The organism is Psychrobacillus sp. FSL K6-2836 (assembly GCF_038003085.1).
Classification (GTDB): domain Bacteria; phylum Bacillota; class Bacilli; order Bacillales_A; family Planococcaceae; genus Psychrobacillus.
Window position 1 is genome coordinate 1680805 of record NZ_JBBOOM010000001.1, and the last position, 21049, is coordinate 1701853.

At 36.7% G+C, this 21049-nt stretch carries 23 protein-coding genes; 13 read left to right on the forward strand and 10 right to left on the reverse strand.

The window, feature by feature from the left end; all coding sequences use genetic code 11:
* Positions 1–27: 27 nt before the first annotated feature.
* Positions 28–909, reverse strand: a complete 882-nt coding sequence (locus MKY37_RS07755; RefSeq protein ID WP_340775618.1) for a DUF4349 domain-containing protein — start codon at positions 907–909, stop codon at positions 28–30.
* A gap of 200 nt (positions 910–1109) precedes the next feature.
* Here MKY37_RS07755 and hutU point away from each other — a divergent pair, with 200 nt between their 5' ends.
* From hutU to MKY37_RS07785, 6 genes are all read left to right on the forward strand, one after another.
* Positions 1110–2777, forward strand: a complete 1668-nt coding sequence (hutU, locus tag MKY37_RS07760) for a urocanate hydratase (protein WP_340775620.1) — start codon at positions 1110–1112, stop codon at positions 2775–2777.
* A 5-nt stretch (positions 2778–2782) separates the two neighbouring features.
* On the forward strand, positions 2783–4054 hold the full coding sequence (gene hutI / locus MKY37_RS07765; RefSeq protein WP_340775622.1) for an imidazolonepropionase: 1272 nt from the start codon (positions 2783–2785) through the stop codon (positions 4052–4054).
* Between the two features lie 97 nt (positions 4055–4151).
* Positions 4152–5648 carry a histidine ammonia-lyase gene (hutH, locus tag MKY37_RS07770; protein ID WP_340775624.1) on the forward strand — a complete coding sequence of 499 codons (1497 nt, stop codon included), beginning with the start codon at positions 4152–4154 and terminating at the stop codon, positions 5646–5648.
* Positions 5649–5884: 236 nt separating this feature from the next.
* Entirely contained in the window at positions 5885–6058 is a 174-nt protein-coding gene (locus tag MKY37_RS07775; protein ID WP_340775626.1) for a hypothetical protein, read from the forward strand.
* Between the two features lie 26 nt (positions 6059–6084).
* The gene (locus MKY37_RS07780) at positions 6085–6297 is read left to right on the forward strand and encodes a hypothetical protein (RefSeq protein WP_340775629.1); all 213 of its coding nucleotides are present in this window, start codon (positions 6085–6087) and stop codon (positions 6295–6297) included.
* 802 nt (positions 6298–7099) lie between these two features.
* The gene (locus MKY37_RS07785) at positions 7100–7234 is read left to right on the forward strand and encodes a sporulation histidine kinase inhibitor Sda (RefSeq protein ID WP_340775632.1); all 135 of its coding nucleotides are present in this window, start codon (positions 7100–7102) and stop codon (positions 7232–7234) included.
* Between the two features lie 161 nt (positions 7235–7395).
* Here the strand turns inward: MKY37_RS07785 and MKY37_RS07790 are convergent, their stop codons facing one another.
* The 5 genes from MKY37_RS07790 to MKY37_RS07810 form a co-directional block, all read right to left on the reverse strand.
* Complete coding sequence (locus tag MKY37_RS07790; protein WP_340775633.1) at positions 7396–7593, reverse strand: alpha/beta-type small acid-soluble spore protein; 198 nt, start codon at positions 7591–7593, stop codon at positions 7396–7398.
* A gap of 101 nt (positions 7594–7694) precedes the next feature.
* Entirely contained in the window at positions 7695–8489 is a 795-nt protein-coding gene (locus MKY37_RS07795; RefSeq protein ID WP_340775635.1) for a VLRF1 family aeRF1-type release factor, read from the reverse strand.
* 260 nt (positions 8490–8749) lie between these two features.
* Positions 8750–10789, reverse strand: a complete 2040-nt coding sequence (locus MKY37_RS07800; RefSeq protein WP_340775637.1) for a Na+/H+ antiporter — start codon at positions 10787–10789, stop codon at positions 8750–8752.
* 88 nt (positions 10790–10877) lie between these two features.
* Entirely contained in the window at positions 10878–11828 is a 951-nt protein-coding gene (locus MKY37_RS07805) for an MBL fold metallo-hydrolase (protein ID WP_340775640.1), read from the reverse strand.
* Between the two features lie 204 nt (positions 11829–12032).
* Positions 12033–12290, reverse strand: a complete 258-nt coding sequence (locus tag MKY37_RS07810; protein WP_340775646.1) for a hypothetical protein — start codon at positions 12288–12290, stop codon at positions 12033–12035.
* Between the two features lie 155 nt (positions 12291–12445).
* On the opposite strand from MKY37_RS07810, the gene MKY37_RS07815 reads away from it, so the two are divergent.
* From MKY37_RS07815 to qoxD, 7 genes are all read left to right on the forward strand, one after another.
* Positions 12446–12667 (forward strand): small, acid-soluble spore protein tlp, encoded by a 222-nt coding sequence (locus MKY37_RS07815; RefSeq protein WP_340775648.1) that lies wholly within the window; start codon positions 12446–12448, stop codon positions 12665–12667.
* 105 nt (positions 12668–12772) lie between these two features.
* The gene (locus MKY37_RS07820) at positions 12773–13630 is read left to right on the forward strand and encodes a hypothetical protein (RefSeq protein WP_340775651.1); all 858 of its coding nucleotides are present in this window, start codon (positions 12773–12775) and stop codon (positions 13628–13630) included.
* Between the two features lie 83 nt (positions 13631–13713).
* Entirely contained in the window at positions 13714–14016 is a 303-nt protein-coding gene (locus MKY37_RS07825; RefSeq protein ID WP_340775653.1) for a YunC family protein, read from the forward strand.
* Between the two features lie 417 nt (positions 14017–14433).
* Positions 14434–15360 (forward strand): cytochrome aa3 quinol oxidase subunit II, encoded by a 927-nt coding sequence (gene qoxA / locus MKY37_RS07830; RefSeq protein WP_340775656.1) that lies wholly within the window; start codon positions 14434–14436, stop codon positions 15358–15360.
* A gap of 45 nt (positions 15361–15405) precedes the next feature.
* Positions 15406–17355 (forward strand): cytochrome aa3 quinol oxidase subunit I, encoded by a 1950-nt coding sequence (gene qoxB, locus MKY37_RS07835; protein WP_340775659.1) that lies wholly within the window; start codon positions 15406–15408, stop codon positions 17353–17355.
* Positions 17352–17948: a cytochrome aa3 quinol oxidase subunit III gene (gene qoxC / locus MKY37_RS07840; RefSeq protein WP_340775661.1), complete on the forward strand. Its 597-nt coding sequence runs from the start codon at positions 17352–17354 to the stop codon at positions 17946–17948. The genes qoxB and qoxC overlap by 4 nt, the downstream gene beginning before the upstream one ends.
* Before the next feature lies 1 nt (position 17949).
* A complete protein-coding gene (qoxD, locus tag MKY37_RS07845) occupies positions 17950–18231 on the forward strand; it encodes a cytochrome aa3 quinol oxidase subunit IV (protein ID WP_340775664.1) in 282 nt (93 codons plus the stop codon).
* 192 nt (positions 18232–18423) lie between these two features.
* Here the strand turns inward: qoxD and MKY37_RS07850 are convergent, their stop codons facing one another.
* From MKY37_RS07850 to MKY37_RS07865, 4 genes are all read right to left on the reverse strand, one after another.
* Positions 18424–19071, reverse strand: a complete 648-nt coding sequence (locus tag MKY37_RS07850; RefSeq protein WP_340775667.1) for a hypothetical protein — start codon at positions 19069–19071, stop codon at positions 18424–18426.
* A gap of 190 nt (positions 19072–19261) precedes the next feature.
* A complete protein-coding gene (locus tag MKY37_RS07855; protein WP_340775670.1) occupies positions 19262–19495 on the reverse strand; it encodes a hypothetical protein in 234 nt (77 codons plus the stop codon).
* Between the two features lie 120 nt (positions 19496–19615).
* Positions 19616–20719: a DUF2812 domain-containing protein gene (locus MKY37_RS07860; RefSeq protein ID WP_340775672.1), complete on the reverse strand. Its 1104-nt coding sequence runs from the start codon at positions 20717–20719 to the stop codon at positions 19616–19618.
* Positions 20716–21009 (reverse strand): PadR family transcriptional regulator, encoded by a 294-nt coding sequence (locus tag MKY37_RS07865; RefSeq protein ID WP_340779868.1) that lies wholly within the window; start codon positions 21007–21009, stop codon positions 20716–20718. Before MKY37_RS07865 ends, MKY37_RS07860 begins: the two co-directional genes overlap by 4 nt.
* Positions 21010–21049 lie beyond the last annotated feature (40 nt).

Sequence of the window (21049 nt, forward strand, 5' to 3'; positions counted from 1 at the left end):
TCTCAATAAATACTTGATTTTAGATTGCTATTCTTTTATTTTCCTTCTTTTAATTACCAAAACTACCACACCTGCAATAATTGCTAAAAATGCAAGCACTGGTAAATTACCAATTATAAACACTATAATTCCTGAGCCTATCGATAAAAGTGAATTTGTACTTGTTATAAATTGCTTTTTCGTTTTTTCCCATGTATTCAAGTCTTTGTTTTCTATTTCTGGAATAATGACACGGTTTTCATACATCGTTAATTCGATTGTGGAAAAGGACGTTTGGTTTTCTAAATAATTTATTTTCCCTACTAACACCTCAATTTCTTCTTGGATCTTTGCCAAATCAGTGGAAATTTTCAGTAGGTCCTCTGTTTTTTCAGCATCTTTCATAAATGCTAGTAATCGTTCCTCCACTGCACGTTTCGATTTTACTCGAGAGCTTAGGTCTACATACTGCTCGGTTACATCCTGTCCAGTTACATTTTTTTCTAAAACTTTGGATGCTTCTGCCTCTGCTTCCGACAAAAATGTTTCAAAATGTTCTTCTGGAATTCGCACAACCATTTTCCCAGTACTTGTTTCATCAGATTCCAAATACACATTGGACTCTACAATATAGCCATCATAATTCTTCACCTTTTGTTCCATATTATGCTGCGCCTTTTCTAAATCCTTTACATTCGTACTAATTCTAGCCTGATGAATGATCATTCGAATGTTAGGAGCCTCTCTATCCTCTGTTGCACTCCCCTGTTCCACTTCTGCTTCTTCACTTTTTTGTTCCTCAGTTGCAAATTCCGCTGAATCAGATGCACTTTCTGCAGTGCTCATCTTGGCTGACTCGTCATCTCCACTACAGGCTGCTAATAACACGGATAGGCTTATAGTGACTAAGAATAACCACGCTTTTTTCAAAATAATTGCCCCCTTATATATATATATCTGAATAATCAGACGAATAGTAATGGAAAGAGTTTCATTTCACTTTTACAGTACACTACCATGCTAATAAAGTACCCCGTTAGCAGATGAGAAATTTTTACTTTTTTCACAAAAATCCTTAAATAATTAAAAAATTTAGATAGAATAGAGGTAGAAATTGAGGAGGTATTTGAATGGGAAAAGCAAACGATAAGGTTATTCGTTATAGAGGAACCAAGTTGAATACGAAAGGCTGGCTACAAGAAGCAGCACTTCGCATGCTTATGAACAATTTAGATGCGGAGGTAGCAGAGCATCCTGATGACTTAGTTGTTTACGGCGGTATCGGAAAGGCAGCTCGGAACTGGGAAGCTTTTGACGCAATAGTTCGCTCCTTAAAGGAACTTGAAAACGATGAAACATTGCTTGTCCAATCTGGAAAACCAGTAGCTGTATTTAAATCTCACATCGATGCACCCCGTGTATTAATAGCTAACTCGAACTTAGTGCCAGCGTTTGCTACATGGGAGCATTTTCATGAACTCGATAAAAAGGGTTTAATGATGTACGGACAGATGACTGCTGGTAGTTGGATTTATATTGGTTCTCAAGGGATTGTACAAGGCACTTATGAAACATTTGCTGAACTTGCTAAACAGCATTTCAATGGAACGTTAAAGAATACGATTACACTTACCGCGGGGTTAGGTGGTATGGGGGCAGCTCAGCCATTAGCAGTTACGATGAATGGTGGAGTATGTATTGCTATAGAAGTAGATGAAACGAGAATAGATAGACGCATCGAAACACGCTACACAGATTTGAAAGCGCATACATTAGACGAGGCAATTCAACTAGCAGAAGAAGCAAAGCTAGCTGGGAAACCTCTATCCATAGGGCTTGTTGGAAATGCTGCGGATATTTTACCTGAAATGATTGCTCGTGGTTTTACACCAGATGTATTGACCGATCAAACTTCAGCGCATGATCCATTAAACGGCTATATCCCTTCCCAAACGTCCCTAGAGGAAGCACTACTCTTACGCCAAGAAAATCCTAGCGAATATATAAAGCGCTCTAAGACCTCTATGACCGTGCATGTGCGTGCTATGGTCGAGTTAATGGATAAAGGTTCCATAACATTCGATTATGGCAATAATATACGCCAGGTGGCCAAGGATGAAGGGCTCGATCGTGCGTTTGACTTCCCAGGATTTGTCCCAGCTTATATCCGACCACAGTTTTGCGAAGGCAAAGGTCCCTTCAGATGGGTTGCATTGTCCGGAGATCCTGAAGACATATATAAAACAGATGAAGTAATCTTACGTGAGTTTAGTTATAACACTCATCTGTGCAACTGGATTAAAATGGCTCGTGAAAAAATCCAATTCCAGGGCCTTCCTTCCCGAATATGCTGGTTAGGTTATGGCGAAAGAGCACGCTTTGGGAAAATTATAAATGATATGGTTGCTTCGGGGGAATTAAGTGCACCAATTGTAATTGGCCGGGACCATTTAGATTCGGGATCAGTCGCCTCCCCCAATCGTGAAACAGAAGCTATGAAAGATGGTTCAGACGCAGTGGCAGACTGGCCAATATTAAATGCCATGATAAACGCTGTAGGTGGTGCAACATGGGTTTCCGTCCACCATGGAGGTGGGGTCGGAATGGGATATTCCATTCATGCTGGTATGGTCATAGTGGCTGATGGAACAAGAGAAGCGGAAGTAAGATTAGAACGAGTGCTCACTTCAGATCCAGGTATGGGAATTGTTCGTCATTTTGACGCTGGTTATGAGCTTGCAGAAAAAACAGCTCGTGCTAAAGGCGTCAACATTCCAATGATGGAAAAGGAGGACTAAAACATATGAGTAAAGCAGTTTGGATTAAACATGCATCTCAATTAGTTACTCTGGCCAGTAAACATAAAGGTCCACGAACGAAAGAGGCCATGAGTGAACTCACTATTATAGAAGATGGAAGTATTTGGTTGGAAAATGAAGTAATTCAAGCTATTGGTACAACAGAGGAGCTTCAAAGAAAATATGCAACTCGTATAGATGAAGCCGAAATCATTGATGCATTCGGAAAACTCGTGACACCTGGGCTTGTTGATCCGCATACGCATGTCGCATATGGAGGAAGTCGTGAGCGTGAATTTGAAATGCGTCTAGAAGGTGCAACCTATATGGATATTATGAACGCAGGTGGAGGTATCCATGCTACTAGCCGCATGACACGAGAAGCAACTGAAGAAGAAATTTTTGCCCAGACTAAAGTCAGGCTAGACTCCTTCTTAGCTCATGGAGTAACTACTATAGAAGGAAAAAGTGGATATGGTTTAAATGTTGAAACGGAGATAAAACAACTTCGAGTTATGCAGCGATTGCAGACAGAGCATCCAGTAGATATTGTTCCAACTTTTATGGGGGCACATGCTGTTCCCGCTGAATTTAAAGAAAAAGAAGATGAATACGTTGATTTGATAGTGAATGATATGCTGCCCAAAGTAGCTGGTGAAAAGCTCGCTAAGTTTAATGATGTCTTCTGTGAAGTAGGCGTCTTTACCCCTGAGCAATCGAAGCGAATTTTAGAGGCTGGGAAGGCTCTTGGATTGGCACCTAAAATTCATGCAGATGAAATTGAACCTTATGGAGGAGCCGAACTTGCGGCGGAAGTGGGAGCTATTTCTGCAGAGCATTTATTGAAAGCATCAGATAGCGGTATTGCTGCAATGGCCAAACAAGGTGTTATCGCATGTTTACTACCCGCAACAGCTTTGTATTTACGAGAAACTTCCGCGAGGGGTCGCGCTATGATTGATGCTGGTGTGCCAGTTGCGATTTCAACTGATTGCAATCCCGGTTCCTCTCCGACAACATCCATGCCGCTTGTGATGAACTTAGCCTGTATTTCGATGAGACTTACTCCTGCAGAGAGCTTATGTGCGGCAACATTCAATGCAGCCTGTGCTATTCAAATGGAGGATAAAGTCGGCTCTTTAGAAATAGGTAAACAAGCAGATATTGTGCTCTGGAACGTTCCAAATTACCAGCAATTACAGTATTTGTTTGGAGTAAATCATGTGAATAGTGTGTGGAAAAAAGGAGTACAGGTCGTCGGTTTACAACGAAATTAGTCCAGCTAGAATGCCTTTGGAAAACAGCAGCAGGGATCTGTACCTTTTTAGCTTACTGGCATTCAATAAATTCATCGTAGAAAGAATGTGATTAGTATTGATTAATTTAAAAGGAAATGACCTTACACTAGAGCATATGCGAGCTATTTTATATCAGCATGAACAAATTATTATAGATGATTGTGCAAAAGAAAATGTTGTGAAGAGTCGAAAAGTCGTTGAAAGGATTGTGGAAGCTGGTCAAACCGTCTATGGCATAAATACTGGCTTTGGAAAATTCAGTGATGTGAGCATAAACGAGTCTGATGTCCACGCCCTTCAGCTACATCTTATTCGTTCCCATGCATGTGGTATTGGAGAACCATTCGAGGAAGTTGTATCACGTGCAATGGTCGTTCTTCGTTTAAATGCATTACTTAAAGGATTTTCTGGTATTCGTTTAGAAGTGTTAGAGCGGCTGTCATACATGGTGAACCATCGTATTCACCCTGTAATTCCTCAGCAGGGATCTCTTGGAGCCTCTGGTGACTTAGCTCCCCTCTCCCATCTTGCTTTAGTTTTAATAGGTGAAGGGTTCGTCTGGGACGGGGACAATCAAGTTCCATCTCTTCTAGTTTGGGAAAAACATCATTTAACACCAATTGTATTAGAAGCTAAAGAAGGTCTGGCATTGATAAATGGAACGCAAGCGATGACTGCTCAAGGAGTAGTCAATTGGCTTGAATCCGAAACACTTGCCTATCAAAGTGAATGGATTGCTGCCATGACAATGGAAGCTCTATACGGTATTACAGATGCTTTTCATCCAGCTATTCATGAAGCACGAGGTTATCCCGAGCAAGTAGGAGTTGCGAAAAGAATGCTTCAATGGCTTGAAGGCAGTCAACTTGTAACTAGACAAGGTGAAAAACGTGTGCAGGATGCCTACTCTATAAGATGTATACCTCAAATTCATGGAGCGAGCTGGCAGGTCCTTGCTTATGTAAAGGATAAACTGGAAATTGAGATGAATGCAGCTACGGATAACCCGTTAATCGTAGAGGATGGAGAAGTGATTATTTCGGGAGGAAACTTTCACGGTCAACCAATTGCATTTGCCATGGATTTCCTAAAGGTTGCAATGGCTGAACTTGCAAATGTATCTGAGCGACGAATTGAACGTTTAGTGAATCCACATCTAAATGAAGGATTACCACCTTTTTTAAGCCCAGAGCCCGGATTACAATCTGGAGCTATGATTTTACAATATGCAGCAGCAAGCCTTGTTTCTGAAAATAAAACCTTGTCCCACCCTGCCTCCGTTGACTCTATTCCGTCTTCCGCAAATCAGGAAGATCATGTGAGCATGGGAACAATCGGGGCAAGACATGCCTATCAAATCATTCAAAATAGCCGCAGAGTCATCGCAATCGAAGCCATTTGCGCTGTGCAAGGAGTGGAATATAGAGGCAATAACCTCATATCTCCTGCCCTGCAGAACAAGTGGCAAAAAATTCGAGGCGTCGTTCCTTCCATAACAGAAGATCGTATTTTTAGTGTGGATGTAGAAAAAACGTATTTGTATTTAAAAGAAGAAACTACTCGTAAATTTTAAGATATAGCTACCTCTTCCTAATTCGAAGAGGTAGTTTTTTTTAGGGCATTTTGCCAGGTTTATGTTCTTTAGGAGCAATTTTATGGGTTATTCTTTGTTCTGCCTTCCTTTTGTTACAAACATATTAATAACATAACGAGCATATGTCATCTTCTAAAAAATGTTTATAACAGAAGACTTCTAGGGTAAGTACTTACTAATAAACAATAAATAATAATAAAATGGAGGAATTTAACATGATTAATAATTCTATCGCAGGACAAAAATGGTGGAAGATAGGCGCAGCAGCATTCTTATCTGCAGGCTTATTAGCAGGGTGTGGTGATGGAGAAAACGAATCAGATGTAGATGATAATATCGAAGAAGATATTGAGCAAGAGCTTGAAGAGGAAGATAAAGACGGAGAGTAAACGTTTGACCGGAGGAGGTAAATATTATGGCTACAAATTCAATTACAGGACACAAGTTGTGGAAAATCGGTACAGCAGCGTTTCTATCAGTAGGGTTGTTGGCAGCTTGTGGAGATAATAACGATGATGATGATCTAAACGATAATCCCGTAGAAGAAGATGTGGATGTAAATATTGAAAACGATGAAAATGTGGAAGATACTGACGGGGAAAAAGAAGACGTAGAAGATACCGAATAAGAAGTCATGGATAAGGATCGTGAATAGCATTTTCATTATCAAAAATAAGTCATACCCTCACTATTTTTGTGAGGGTCATGACTTATTATTTACATGTACAAGTTCCTTTCCCATTTAGTTTGTTGCATTTTTTACACTTTTTGTTGGTAATCCTATTCACTTCCTTTTAACGATTTACACCATAATATGTTGGTATTGGATGTCCAATTACACTCAATATTCGACAAATACATAAGTTGATGTTTGTGGATAAAGTTATACACAATTCAAATCAAGTTATATCTATAATAAGTTAGACAAAATAATAGTAATCCACATTTTATCCACTGAATATTGTGGATAAATATTTATATATTAACATTTTCCCTTCTGCTATATCTAAAAAATATTAAAAACAGGGATTAATTTTGACAAAACCTAAAATAATTCTTTTTTTTTCATAGAAAAATGTTTTTAGAACCTTATTCTGAATGATTTTCATTGAAATTTTTCGACATTATTCGACTTTTCAATAATTGTGGATAACTTTATACACATAATTCACACTGATATATATAAGTTTTATCTTCCTATTAACAACTTATTCACATATTATCCACTTTCACCTGTGGATAATAGAACAGTTGTTCTTAAGTGCGATATTTGTTAAATTAGTCTTAGAAAGATTACTTATTTTTTTACTTAATTAGCCTTAATCATTGCCGGCCTTAAAGTTTTTAAATTTTGTTACACCAGCTTACACAGAAGCATATATATATATATTTTTCCATATTGATTAATGAAAACGGAGGTGCTAGGATTTATGAGTAAAATGTCTGACGATCTTCTAATCGAGGCTTATTTAACAGCAAAAAAACTAAAACTAAGTCCAGAATTTCTAGAACTATTAGAATCCGAAATTGCTCGCCGGTGCTTAACGATTCAAAGCGTTAGTTAATTAGTCAAAGAATAATGATGAACTAGGATTAAACGGTGAGACTCCACCTTTTCCTTAGCGGAGGAATTTGGCTGAATGAGTTTAAAGCTGAGGAAATCTCTTCAGCTTTTTTCTATAATAAAGAAAAAAGCCGGTGGAATTTCCCACCGACCTAACAATTATTAGCTAAATTGATTTCCATTCATTTGTGATTGGGCTTGAGCTACTAAACGCTTAGTAATTTCTCCGCCAACGGAACCGTTAGCACGCGCTGAAGCTTCTCCTCCAAGTTGAACACCGAATTCTTGAGCGATTTCATATTTCATTTGGTCAAGAGCTTGTTTAACGCCTGGTACTACAAGTTGATTGTTGTTTGGCATGTTGTTCACCTCCTTGTAAGCTTATATTGTGTATTTTTTCATCATTTATACCACCAAATGAAACCGTAAATTTTGTTAATATTTTTCAAGAATGTCTGAATTTACTTTTCTAGGATTTGGTGAATCACTTCGTTCGCTTTACTGTTGTTTAAATTTTTATAAATACAGCTTGCTGGGGAATCCCTTAGTGTCTCTGTAAATGCATTCGCCATTTCTGCCTCTCCTGCAACATGAAACTCTCGCCAACCTCGTTTTTTCTTTAACTGTTCAATGGTTGTTCTCATACCTTTGTAAAAGGTACTCGCATTGGATCTGTATTTCGTGTCTAATACAGCAGTTTTGCTATCAGCAGTTGCTCGTCTTCCCCGACTATCTAATTTGACCTTTTCATTCCACGTTTCAGAAACTGGGTCATATTTGAACGTTACATCGTCTCGTACAAAGCCTAATGCAGTGTCTAAAATACGAACTTCCCCAAAGCTAGGCATGATTATACCTGCTTCTGGATATGCTTTATACATATACTCCAGTTGTTCTGTGACAGGATGATTTTCCCAATAGAAATTTGTTTTTACAGGAACCTGCACATAATGAACAGACCATAAATCATCATTTGCACTAGCAAAAATGACAGCACCCTTACGTAACTCCAATGAGTTTTTTTCCATTTCATTTTTAACTTTTTCCTTTACATGATTAAATGCTTTTAATTCCTTCTCATCACCTGAAGCTTCTATATATTCTCCGATACGCTTCAAGCCACTTTTCAAGTGAATCCCCCAAGCACCATTTAGTTGCTCAGGATCTCCAGGATTTGTATTCAAATAAATACTCAAAACACTTCGATCCATACTTGAGTATGCATTCAGCGCTTGAATTTCTTTATTTATCGTCATTCTATCTTCCTCCTTTGTCTAACTCTTCGTAGTATCACCTTCCTTCAAAGGATTACACAGAAAAGATAATGATTAAATTTTGTAAATTTGAAAAAAGGCATTAAGGAAATAAAAAAAACGCACCGATTGTAAATCGATACGTTTTGTCAAAAGACAGGAAAGGGTATACTTTTTACTTAGTGTCTGTCTAGACTCCAGCGCCTAGCCCCTCGAGTCGTTTCAGAATGTCGGGGCTTGCAAAGGCGCTTGCTCTGTTGTTCCTAATGCGAATGGATACTGGTTTCCTCCATCCAATACGCTTCTCGAATATTGATGTGTCTTCGCATTTTCCTAGTTATTTCCATAGATATTTCACCATTTTGATACAAGTATTGAATTTCATCACGTTCTGCCTGAAAAGCCTGATCACGTAGCTCTCTTTGTACACTTATATAATGACCAGAATCGGTTAATTTATTGGCAAGTTTAAATTTAACAATCATATCATTGTACTCTCCAATAAGTTGAACATTAACTACCTCGTTTTCAGAGGTCATTGTGTCCCTCAGATACTTAATAGCGGCTTTTGCCATTTCTACTTTAAAACTCACTACTTTATTGCCTTTTGCTAAACGAACTTTGATCGTATCCCTTTTTTTATGCATGAATAGCTTCAAAATATTATAATAACCTCTTTTAATAACTGTCCAAACAAGTAACACTCTATATAGTAAGCGACTGGTTACAGCCACACGCATTCGATGAATATGCTCTTCGATTAAGTAAAGTGATTCCCGGTCAATTTTACTATTTGTTTTTAATTTTTCTATATAGTCACTCTCAACTTCCAAAACTTTCATACGAGTTGATGTTTCTAACACTTTTATACGGTTTGCTTCATCCTCACTTACAAATAATAGCTGGTTTCTTATTTGATTGTAATTAGCAATAATCGAGACTGCCGCTCCGCGATTTTCTTCCGTTGTTAAATCACGCAAAGTATTTATTGCCCTCTCTGCCGTTCGAAGAATAGCCAATCTTTCCATTTCTTCTTTTGCTTCCTCCGTATTTCCTTTTTCCGATTTTGCCAGTAAAGGAAGAACAATACTTGCCAGAACAAGTGTCAATAGAATTACTCCCGCTGCTATAAAAATTATTAATGCACGCTGCGGAAAAACATCCCCATTCACTAAAAAGTATGGAATTGTAAAGGCTCCCGCTAGCGTAACCGCGCCTCGTACTCCCGCAATGGTTGTAATAGCAACATATCGAATAGAAGGCTTAGTTAAATTTTTCTCTTTCATAAACCAACCAACCCACCAAGCTACATAAATCCAAATCCAACGAAGTATCAGCAAGGCTGCAGTGATGATAAAAATATACATAATTACTTGGTAATTATTAAATAATGGACTTTCAAATATTTCTTCTGAAACATTTGGAATTTGTAATCCAAGTAAAACAAAAACTAGTCCATTCAAAATAAATATAACAATCGTCCAAGTACTTTTTGACACTAGTTGTAATTGTATGGCTGGTGACTGTTCACGGTCTTTGAAAATGGCATGTACAATACCAGCTGCTACAACCGAAAGAATTCCAGATAGATGAAAGTGTTCAATAATATAAAATATAATGAAAGGTGTTAGTAGTTGAATAAGCATATGTATAGTAACATCTTCCATACCTAATCTGCGTATAAAAACTTTCAAGCGAATGATCAAATAAGCCAGTAACGCACCTCCCAGAAACCCGCCTAAAGCTATTAGTACAAAACTCACACTTGCCTCCGCCAGTGAGAAAACTCCTGTTACAGTAGCTGCAACAGCAAATTTAAACGCAACTAATCCAGATGCGTCATTCATGAGACCTTCGCCTTCTAGAATATGGGTAATTGTTTTAGGTATTTTCACACGACTAGAAATGGCACCAACTGCCACAACATCTGTTGGGGATAAAATAGCTGCTAGCGCAAATGCAGCAGATAATGGAATTGATGGTATAAGCCAATGTATTAAATATCCTATTACTAACACGGTTAAGAACACGAGCCCAAGTGCTAGCATTAAAATCGGTTTACGTAGCTTCCATAACTCATGTCTAGAAACATTTTTTCCGTCATAAAACAACAATGGAGCTATAAATAGAATAAAAAACAGCTCTGGTTCTAACTCAACATGTATTCCTAAAGGTAAAGCGGCAAGCGAAACTCCAAGTACTATTTGAATTAATGGTACTGGTATATATGGTAAAAAATGATTAATAAAGTTAGATAATCCGATAATGAGCAATAATAATAAGATGATTAAAAAGAACTCCACCAAATTTCCCCTTCTTCTTTACAAATATACCTATAAGTTTATAGGGATTACTCAGTAATTACAAATTAACCCCTATCTCAAGAACTGCTCATCCCTTTTCTTTTTTTGTTAAATAATCTATCATTCCCATTGCACTTACTTCTAAATCCAATTTAATTAGTCTAAATACATTATGTTTTTCTGAAATGCCTTGATTTTTCAGGTGTTCTTTCACTAACCTATTGAGTCTATTTGCTAGCTCATCATATCCCTTTGCTTCCGCGTACACAGCTTCTGCTTCTGTCATAAAAATATTTAACCACATCGAAACTTGAGAAAGTGCTTCTTTGGGAGAGTTTGTTACTCCAAAATGTCCATAATAAATATATTGAAGATTCATTTGAACGAAAAGCTCTATTGCCCTTTGCATAGCAGCAGGATTGAATTGGTTTGGTGAGGTTGATGGTAAAAAGAAAGTAACACCATCTGATATGAGTTGTTCATAACGAACACCAACCGTATCTCCCGTAAACATTCCATTACTAATCGGATCGTAAATACTAAAATGATGATTAGCATGACCAGGAGTATCAAAAAACTTTAATATACAAGCTGCCCCTATCTTTAATATTTCCTCATCATTTTTTATAACCATTCGCTCATTGGGAATCGGAATGATAGGATCGAATAATTCCTCAAACTTATTCCCATAAACAGCCTTTGCACCAGCTATCAGCCTTTCTGGTTCCGCCAGATGCCTTACTCCTTTAGGGTGAACAACGATCTTGGCATTTGGGCAATCCTTTAAGAGAAGTCCCGCTCCTCCTGCATGATCCAAATGTATATGAGTAACAATTATGTATTTAACTTGGTCTAATGAAAAACCTAATGATTCTAATCCACTTTTCACATGCTTTACCGACGGGCTTGGTCCAGTTTCTATTATAGTAAGTTCGCTTTCATCGATGACATACGTTCCAGTGCGTTCTGACTCCCCCATATCAAATCCATCAATTAAATAAATTCTTTCATTTAATTTTTTCGGATACTTGTTTGCCATTTCAATATCTCCTCCATAATAATATTTGAATATTTTGCAAATAAATCTCTTCTATTATATTAACATTGATCTGATGAATAACTACGCAACTACCATACAATAATTATTGAATATAAGTATCATACACGCTATGGGGGCTCAAGCATAAAAACCTACTGCCTCAAAATATGGCGGTAGGTTTTTCGTAAAAAATATCAATACTAACTACTGTAACGTATTTAATCTCTCTTTGTTTTGATGCAATTGTTCCTGAAGTGTACTTATAGGCTCCATATCCCCTCTACTTTCTAATGCCATTTCAACTGAACGATTGGCACGCTCAATCATATCCTCTGCATTTTGGATGGACTGTTCTGTAGGATTTGTTAAAGCTTGACCAACAGCGAGCGTGACATTATCCACAGAATTGTGTAATCGCGCAAGAACATTATCTTCTTTCCAACTCATTTGTGTGTGATCCATATTAAAGCCCTCCTCTATTGTTAGGATTACTATGGCAACTTCATCCTATATTTATTCATTTGTGCATTAACATGACGGTTGCATGACGACTAATATTCTTAGTGAATTAGGAAACACTATCTATGGAAAGCTTCAAATTATAAGGAGGAAAAGTTATGCCTGAAACCAGACGTGGCCCTAATGATCGTTCGAATAGTGAAGAAAGACTAAAGAAAACAATCAGACATATGGAAGCAGCCGAAATAGCGATGGAATATGCTCCTGAAAAAGACGTTGCTGCAATTAAAAAGAAAAATGAACAACGCGCGGAAAGTATAGAAGGATTGGAGAAAGAAATTAAAGCAGCTGAAAAATCAGGATTAAAAGGATACCTATAACACTTCTTAAGCTAGCCAGATATGAAATAATATCGTGGCTGGCTTTTTCATTACATAAATTGAAACTATTTTAACTTCTTTTCGTAGAGAAGTTGAGGTGAGATTATGAAAAACTTTACAGGAATATTTCTTATAGGATTAAGTATTATTATTGCTTATACTAATTTGCAAAATTTGCCGGAGAATATCTTAACGTACATATTAGTCATTATATTAATCAGCTTTCCACTCTATTTAACAGGTCATTTATTACGCTGCACTTTTAAAATTTTTAAAGAGAAAGTAATTTTGTGGTCTGCCGCATATGCATTTGTTGCATTGCTCATTCCTCTTCTATTTTTTAGCTATACACATTACGAACAATTAAAATCAACGACTTTTAACGATCACTTCATTCTTTTTGAGTCGACTTCCTCAGTAAATGGTGGAGGTATTTCTCTTGGTTGCATGTTGCTTCTACTATTATTTGTTTCTATACGCCTATTTAGTTCCGATATACGTCGGAAATGGATACCTAATCTAATAATAGTAGTTACACTTATTGCATATGGCACCTCTTTATATGTCTTATGGGAAGATTATAGGGGAATTCATGCAGACAAAGGTTTGATCACCAATAAGTGGAATGGTGTTGAAGAATCTATTCCTTGGGAGAATATCACTCGAATTTATGTAGACCCTTATGTTCACTATGCTTCTTTAAGCGATACAAGTGACGAAACGCATATTTCTTGGGCAATGGTAATAGAATCTTATTCAAATGAAGACGTACTCTATAGGTTTCAAAATTTGTCAGAAGATGGTCTTCACAAAGCCAATCAAATAAAAGAAATTGCGCAGCATAAAAATATCCCCTTCCTAATAACTAATATGACCGAAGACGAACGCAAATGGTATGAGTTCGAATTGGACCTAGAGAACCTACCTAAAGAACCCTTTCATGTTTTTTTCAATATAAAATGAAGTAAAACCTAAATCGAAATTAAACACGCTTTTTCTATTGAACACATAAATTGTAGAGATAGAAAAAGGAGGACTGCTTGGTCATGATTAATCTAGAACCAATTAATATTGAGGGGTATACATTTTTATCGATTTCTGTAGAATTGCCTAAAACGAACTTACTCGTTGTCACCAATGATAAAGGGTATATAATGTGTGGTGCTCTAGACGTTGCGCTACTTAATGAGAAATTGAAAGATAGAAAGGTAGTTGCCGGAAGAGCTGTTGGAGTAAAAACAATATCTCAGCTTTTGGATGCGCCGCTTGAATCCATTACCTACGAAGCGGAAGAACTAGGTATCACTCAAGGTATGATCGGAAGGAAAGCCCTTTTAAAAATGATATAGTGGAAGCGATTCATTACCAAGGCTACAGAACAGCACATAGTTGTTCTGTAGCCTTTTGGCATGCCCATTTTTGCTCATTTCCCCAGCATTTACCTTATACTTCACAATTACGTTACCAATTTACTTTAATTTGTTCACATCTTCATGAACGTTTTGTGAAGTTGCTTTTTTTCATTTTGTTTTTTCAATTCGTGGTAATAAGATAGAGGCATACAGAGACAACATCTGTTTACTATTCGTTTATATAAAGTGAAACTTCAATCAGTGAGGGTTTCCTTTATCCCCACTGATTGTTAGTTGAACCATTCGGGCATTTACGGGCAGTTTTCTCCCAATTATGCTTTGTTGCTAGACCAATACTTGAAGTGGGAGTATACCCGTTAATGCGGGATAAATATTCTGGGAAGGGGTAGAACTATGAAATTAAAAATGAAATGGATTCTTTTAACGATGGTTATCACTATTTCCACCGTGTTAACCGCTTGTGAACCATTACTAGTTTTAGATCCGAAAGGCCCGCAAGCAAAAACACAGGCTGACGATATTATGTTATCTATTTGGCTTATGTTAGGTATAGTTATTGTCGTTTTAGCTATTTTAGTGTTTGTCTTATTAAAATACCGTGCTTCAAAACAACCGAAAGATTACGAGCCACCACATATTGAAGGAAGCCCAATTGTTGAAGCAATTTGTATCGGTATACCTATTATAATAGTTATCTTCTTATCTATCGTTTCCGTAAAAAGTAACTATGAAGTCGAAGCAACTCCAGTAGGATACGAAGATCAAGAGCCTTTAGTTATTTATGCTTCTTCATCTAACTGGAAATGGCATTTTAGCTATCCGGAAGAAGATATCGAAACAGTAAACTATTTATATATCCCTGAGGACCGTGCTATTGAATTTAAACTGTATTCATATGGTCCAATCACAAGCTTCTGGATTCCACAGCTAGGAGGTCAAAAGTACGCTATGTCTGATATGATTACAACTTTACACTTAGCGGCAGATCAACCTGGAGAATTTATGGGTAGAAATGCTAACTTCAGTGGAGCTGGATTCGCAGAGAATACTTTTGAAGTTACTGCAATGTCTCCTGCTGAATACGAAGAATGGGTAGAAGAAGTACATGAAACTGCTTCACCTCTTACAGAAGAAAAATTTGAGGAATTATTAGAACCTGGGCATCTTGGTCGTTCTACTTATACAGGAACACACTTAGAATTTGCTCCTCCGCCAGAACATGATCACGGTTCAGCAAATACTGATGGTGAAGAAGATTCTGATCTAGAAGGTCATGAAGAACACGATGCACATAATGCAGAAGAGCATTCAAATCATTAATGCACGATAGCTACACATTATTTTTTTGAAAGGAGTAACAAAAGTATGGATTTCTTTGATCGTTTTGCAGTACCACATCCAAGCTTTTTAATATATGCATCCATGGTTGGTATCGGATTAACTATGCTTGCCATTGTTGTAGGAATCACCTACTTTAAGAAATGGGGATACTTATGGCGCGAATGGATAACTACTGTTGACCATAAACGAATTGGTATCATGTATTTACTAACAGCATTACTTATGCTGTTCCGCGGTGGCGTAGATGGAATTATGATGCGTTATCAACTTTCTATGCCTGAAAATACATTTTTAGATTCACAACATTATAATGAAGTTTTCACAACTCACGGAGTAGTTATGATCCTATTTATGGCTATGCCATTCATTATATTTTTCTTTAACTATCTTGTTCCTCTACAAATTGGAGCGCGAGATGTTGCATTTCCACGCTTAAATGCTTTAAGTTTTTGGTTATTCTTTATGGGAATGGGATTATTCAATCTATCATTTATAATAGGTGGATCACCTGATGCAGGCTGGACATCTTACTTCCCTCTAGCTGGTAATGAGTTTAGTACGTCTGTTGGTACGAACTATTACATGATTGCTATTCAAATAGCTGGTATCGGTACATTAATGACTGGTATTAACTTCATTACGACTATTTTAAAGATGAGAGCACCTGGCATGACTCTTATGAAAATGCCAATGTTCACATGGTCCGCTTTCATCGCCAACGTTATTATTGTTTTTGCTTTCCCTGTGTTAACAGTATTGCTAGCAATGGGAACAATGGATAGACTATTTGGAACAAACTTCTTTACTACCGATAATGGTGGTATGGATATGCTTTGGGCTAACTTGTTCTGGGTGTGGGGACATCCTGAAGTATATATTTTGATATTACCTGCATTTGGTCTATACAGTGAAATTATTCCAACGTTTGCACGACGTAATCTGTATGGTTATAAATCGATGGTTGCATCAATGGTAATTATTTCTGTACTTTCGTTCTTAGTATGGGCTCACCATTTCTTTACAATGGGTCAAGGTCCTTTTGCAAACAGTATATTCTCCATTACAACGATGGCGATTGCTATTCCAACGGGTGTAAAAATATTTAACTGGCTATTCACCTTGTGGAAAGGAAAAATCGAGTTTACTACACCAATGCTCTATTCGGTTCTTTTTATCCCACTATTTACTTTAGGTGGAGTTACTGGTGTAATGTTAGCGATGTCAGCAGCTGACTATCAATATCACAATACGATGTTCTTAGTGGCTCACTTCCATAACGTAATTATTCCAGGGGTAGTTTATGCCATGCTTGCTGGTCTTACGTTCTATTGGCCAAAAATCTTTGGCTTCATGTTGAATGAGAGACTTGGTAAATGGACTGCATGGATACTTTCAGTCGGCTTTGTATTAGCCTTTATACCAATGTATATTACTGGTTTGGATGGTCAGGCACGTCGTATGTATACGTACTCTGAATCTACTGGCTTTAGTTTATTGAACATGGTTTCATTTGTCGGTGCTGCAGTTATGGCAATCGCCTTTGTTCTACTTGTTTATAACATTTACTATAGTATTCGTTACTCTCCAAGAAATATTGGTAGCGACCCTTGGGATGCACGTTCACTTGAATGGGCAACGCATACCCCAGTACCAGAGTATAACTTTGCTATTACACCACAGGTTGCTTCTACACAAGCATTCTGGGACTCAAAGAAAAATGGACATGAGTTATATAAAGGCGATATAGAAAAAATTCATATGCCAAATAATAGTGGTTTACCATTTATCATGAGTTGTATTTTCTTTGTATTTGGCTTTGCCCTGGTATTTAGTATATGGCCAGTGGTAATTGTCTCTTTAATCGGTATTTTAGCTTGTTTAGCTTACCGTTCATTTGAGAAAGACCATGGAAGATATATTTCTGTCGAAGAAATTAAAGAAACAGAAACTAGATTGCGAGGTGCTAAAAAATGAAGGTAGATAACTCGCTTCCACTTGAATATAGTACAGAAGAAAATAACCTGAAGATCCTAGGTTTTTGGATCTTTATAGGTGCGGAAATAATGCTTTTCGCAACACTTTTCACTGCGTATTTCACATTAGAAAATCGTACTGGCAATGGTCCAACTGGTGCTGAAATTTTTGAAATCACACCAGTTCTAATAGAAACTATTTTACTGTTAACAAGTAGCTTTACTATTGGGCTTGCTATTCATGCCATGCGATTAAATAAGAAAAAAGCTACAATGGGATTCTTTATCGTCACATTAATTTTAGGAGCAGCTTTCCTAGGAGTTGAAATCTACGAGTTCTCTCATTACGTACATGTTGGTGCGGGACTGCAAACAAGTGCATTTACCGCTGCTTTGTTGACGACCTTAGGAACACATGGTTTGCACGTAACATTAGGATTCTTCTGGGGATTATTTATATTAATACAGATTAAAAAACGGGGGCTAACTCCAGAAACAGCCAATAAATCGTTTATTTTCTCACTTTATTGGCATTTCCTAGATATTATTTGGATCTTCATCTTTAGCTTCATCTACTTGAAAGGAATGATGTAATATGAAAGAATTATTCCCTCTTAAACAAGTAATGGGCTTTGCATTTTCGTTAGTCCTAACTGTCGTAGCGCTTTTAGTTTACTTTACTGACATGTCCTACACAGTAGGAATGACAGTGCTACTAATAACTGCTTTCGTTCAAGCTGGTCTACAGATAGTTGTGTTTATGCACGCTGGAGAGACTAAAGATAAAGGTTCTATCTATCTAAATATCTACTATTCCCTACTTATTGCTCTAATTACCATTTTCGGTACACTACTTGTATTGGTTTGGGATATGTAAAAAAGCAATAGAGATATATGAAAAGGAGGATCGTGACTGCTACAGTCTCGATCCTCCTTTTTTATGATGATCGTTATTAGTGAATGCCTTGGGCAATAACTTTTATAAAATTAGAGTTAGTTCCTTCTTGAATCAACTCCAGCATTAGCATAATAAGAAGTGATGCAAATACTGTTTAGCCTTATATGTTGACTATTTTATTAATTTCCCTTTAGTATTCAATATTTTAATATCATAAGTGTCAATATAAGATAATGAATTTAGTTCTTTGGAAAGTAAGATTTCATTTACTATCTCTTCAATTTCCAATGCTAACTTATGTGCATCTTTATCTGAACTTTCTATTGAAGTATGAATGGTAATGGATTTTTGGTACTCAGCATTTATTTTTTCGAATACATCGAAACTTTTAAGACCTTTCATTAAAGTTGATGTTAAGTGTAGAAGTTCTTTGTTAACTTCTTCGGTAATGAAAGATAAATCCAGTCTCTCTACAACAACTGTATAGTCTTTTAATGCGGAAGATTTAATAACACTTTTTGCAATGGACTCAATATCCTTTTTTACTGAATTGAAATATTCTTCATTCTCTTTAACTTGTATCTTCAATTTTGTCTCTGAGTTCGAACTTACTCCAAATTCTAATTCCTCATAAATCTCATGAATTTTTTCAGCTACCATGTTCAATGTAGCAAAATTTAGTTCTTCTTTAGTAAATAAAGGTTTTTGTTCCTCTTTATTTGCAACAGCAGTATCGGTATCTAAAGACTTGTTTAACAGGCTAATTGATGCCATTCCCACTATAAATATTCCAACAATTATTAATATCTTTTTTAACACATAATCCCTCCTGTTAAGAAAGGTATGTATTATGTCTAACAAAAATGACTTGAAGTATAATGTCCTCCTCTTGATGTAATCTGTACCTTCAGTTTAAAGATATCAAAAAATGACTATCAAATTGATATACAATTTGATAGTCATTTTAGATTAAATTTTGAATGTATGCGATAGGAACCCGTAACAAGTTTCAGACACTCTCTTTTTTGCATTGATTGGAGTTAAGAATCATTTCTTCCGAAGCAACTAAAATCATTCCGATTAAAAAGATGAAAACTGCTCCCATGACAACGCCAATTCCAACGCCCATAATCGTACTAAATTCGCTCATTAATGTTCCATATAAAAAGATAGCAATTCCTATTGTAAGTAAAGTAGCACCGACAAATTTAGTAGCGTGCAACATTTTTAAGTAAGTTTCCATATTGTAACACCCCTTTATACTTACATTATTCACCATGTTCACAAAGTTGTCAATTGTTTTTGTCTTTTTTGTGAACGGAAATGAATTGTTTTGTAATTTTAAAGGGGGAAATCATCTAAATTACGCTCCACTAATTAATTTCAACTCTTTTCGGTAGCCTAAAACAATACGAACAAACAAAAAGACCCAAAACACACTCATAACCACAAGCAATATGCGAATAACCCCCATATATGACCATACCAGAAATGGTTGATCAATTGTGATTGTATTCATATATATAGACTGAGCACAAATGAATAAAATGAAGATAGATATACCACAGTTCATGAAAAAAGCCTTTTTTGCGACTTTTCTTCTCTCTAGTTGATCATACGAAAATGCAGGTTTTTCTTCCCCCTCTTCATAAGGCATCCCCCATATTGTGTAGTTCAACCATGTTATATTAGAAGTGTATTTTAACTCCCACCCAAAATCCTTATGAAGCTGAAAGTAATTTGCATTAATTTTCGGTTCAAACGTTACCTCATAAGAAATATTATTTTTTTCCTTTGGACGGAATGTGAAAATCGTTGCAAAAACGGATTCAAGCTCATAGCCCCTTTCTGCCATTTCCTCGAGCCAAATTTTCGTTCTTAATGGCTCGTACATCCAAGCTGGGCGAACTCTACGGACTTTCTTCGTTCCAGACTTTTTAATGACCGCAGTACCGAGTAATTGCTTTTCAAATTTACGATAAGCTCTATAGACGAAAATAGTTAACGCGATTAGTCCGGTATAAATGATTATTGGTATTAATAGTGGACCAACTTGAAAAGTCTCACTAAAAATATTAAGAATAATGCCAAATAAAAATATAAACGATAAATAAGATGATAAATAGAAGGTTGAGATTAAGAAATACATATAAGCATGCAATCGAGTTCGTTTAAACAATTGATCCTTACTAGGAAAAACGGAGATATCTGGGCTCTCATTTGTGAGCACTTGCCACTTGCCAGAATTTACCTCAGTTTCCCAACCAACAGAGACGAGCTTAGGGGCAAGTGTTTTTTCACCGTAATGAATACGTACTTTTTTCTCTACTGAATCCCTTTGCTCAAACGTAAACACCCTCGAAAAACGGTTAAGACTTTTTAAGTGAAAACCTTTTGCTACCAAATCCTCTAGCCATATTTCGGTAGTATCAATCCGGTAACTCCAAAGCCACCTCATTTTTTTCATTTAAATTCCTCCTCCAAGCGTAAGGCATTTGTGTGTAATTCTTTTAAACGAACAATTTCCGCTCGCATCACATTCTTGCCAACCTCAGTAATTTCGTAAATCGTTTTACGTTTTTCATCTGAAAATACGCTAATCATTCCATCGTTTTGCATTTTTGTTAAAGTACCATAAATCGTACCTGAACCTAGCTTTAATCTACCGTTTGTTAATTCCTCCACACGTTTAATAATGCCGTAGCCGTGGGATGGCTCTGTTAAAGAAAGCAGTATATAAAAGGCAGTTTCGGTCATCGGTATATATTTTTTTAGTAATTTTTCCAATTTCCCACCT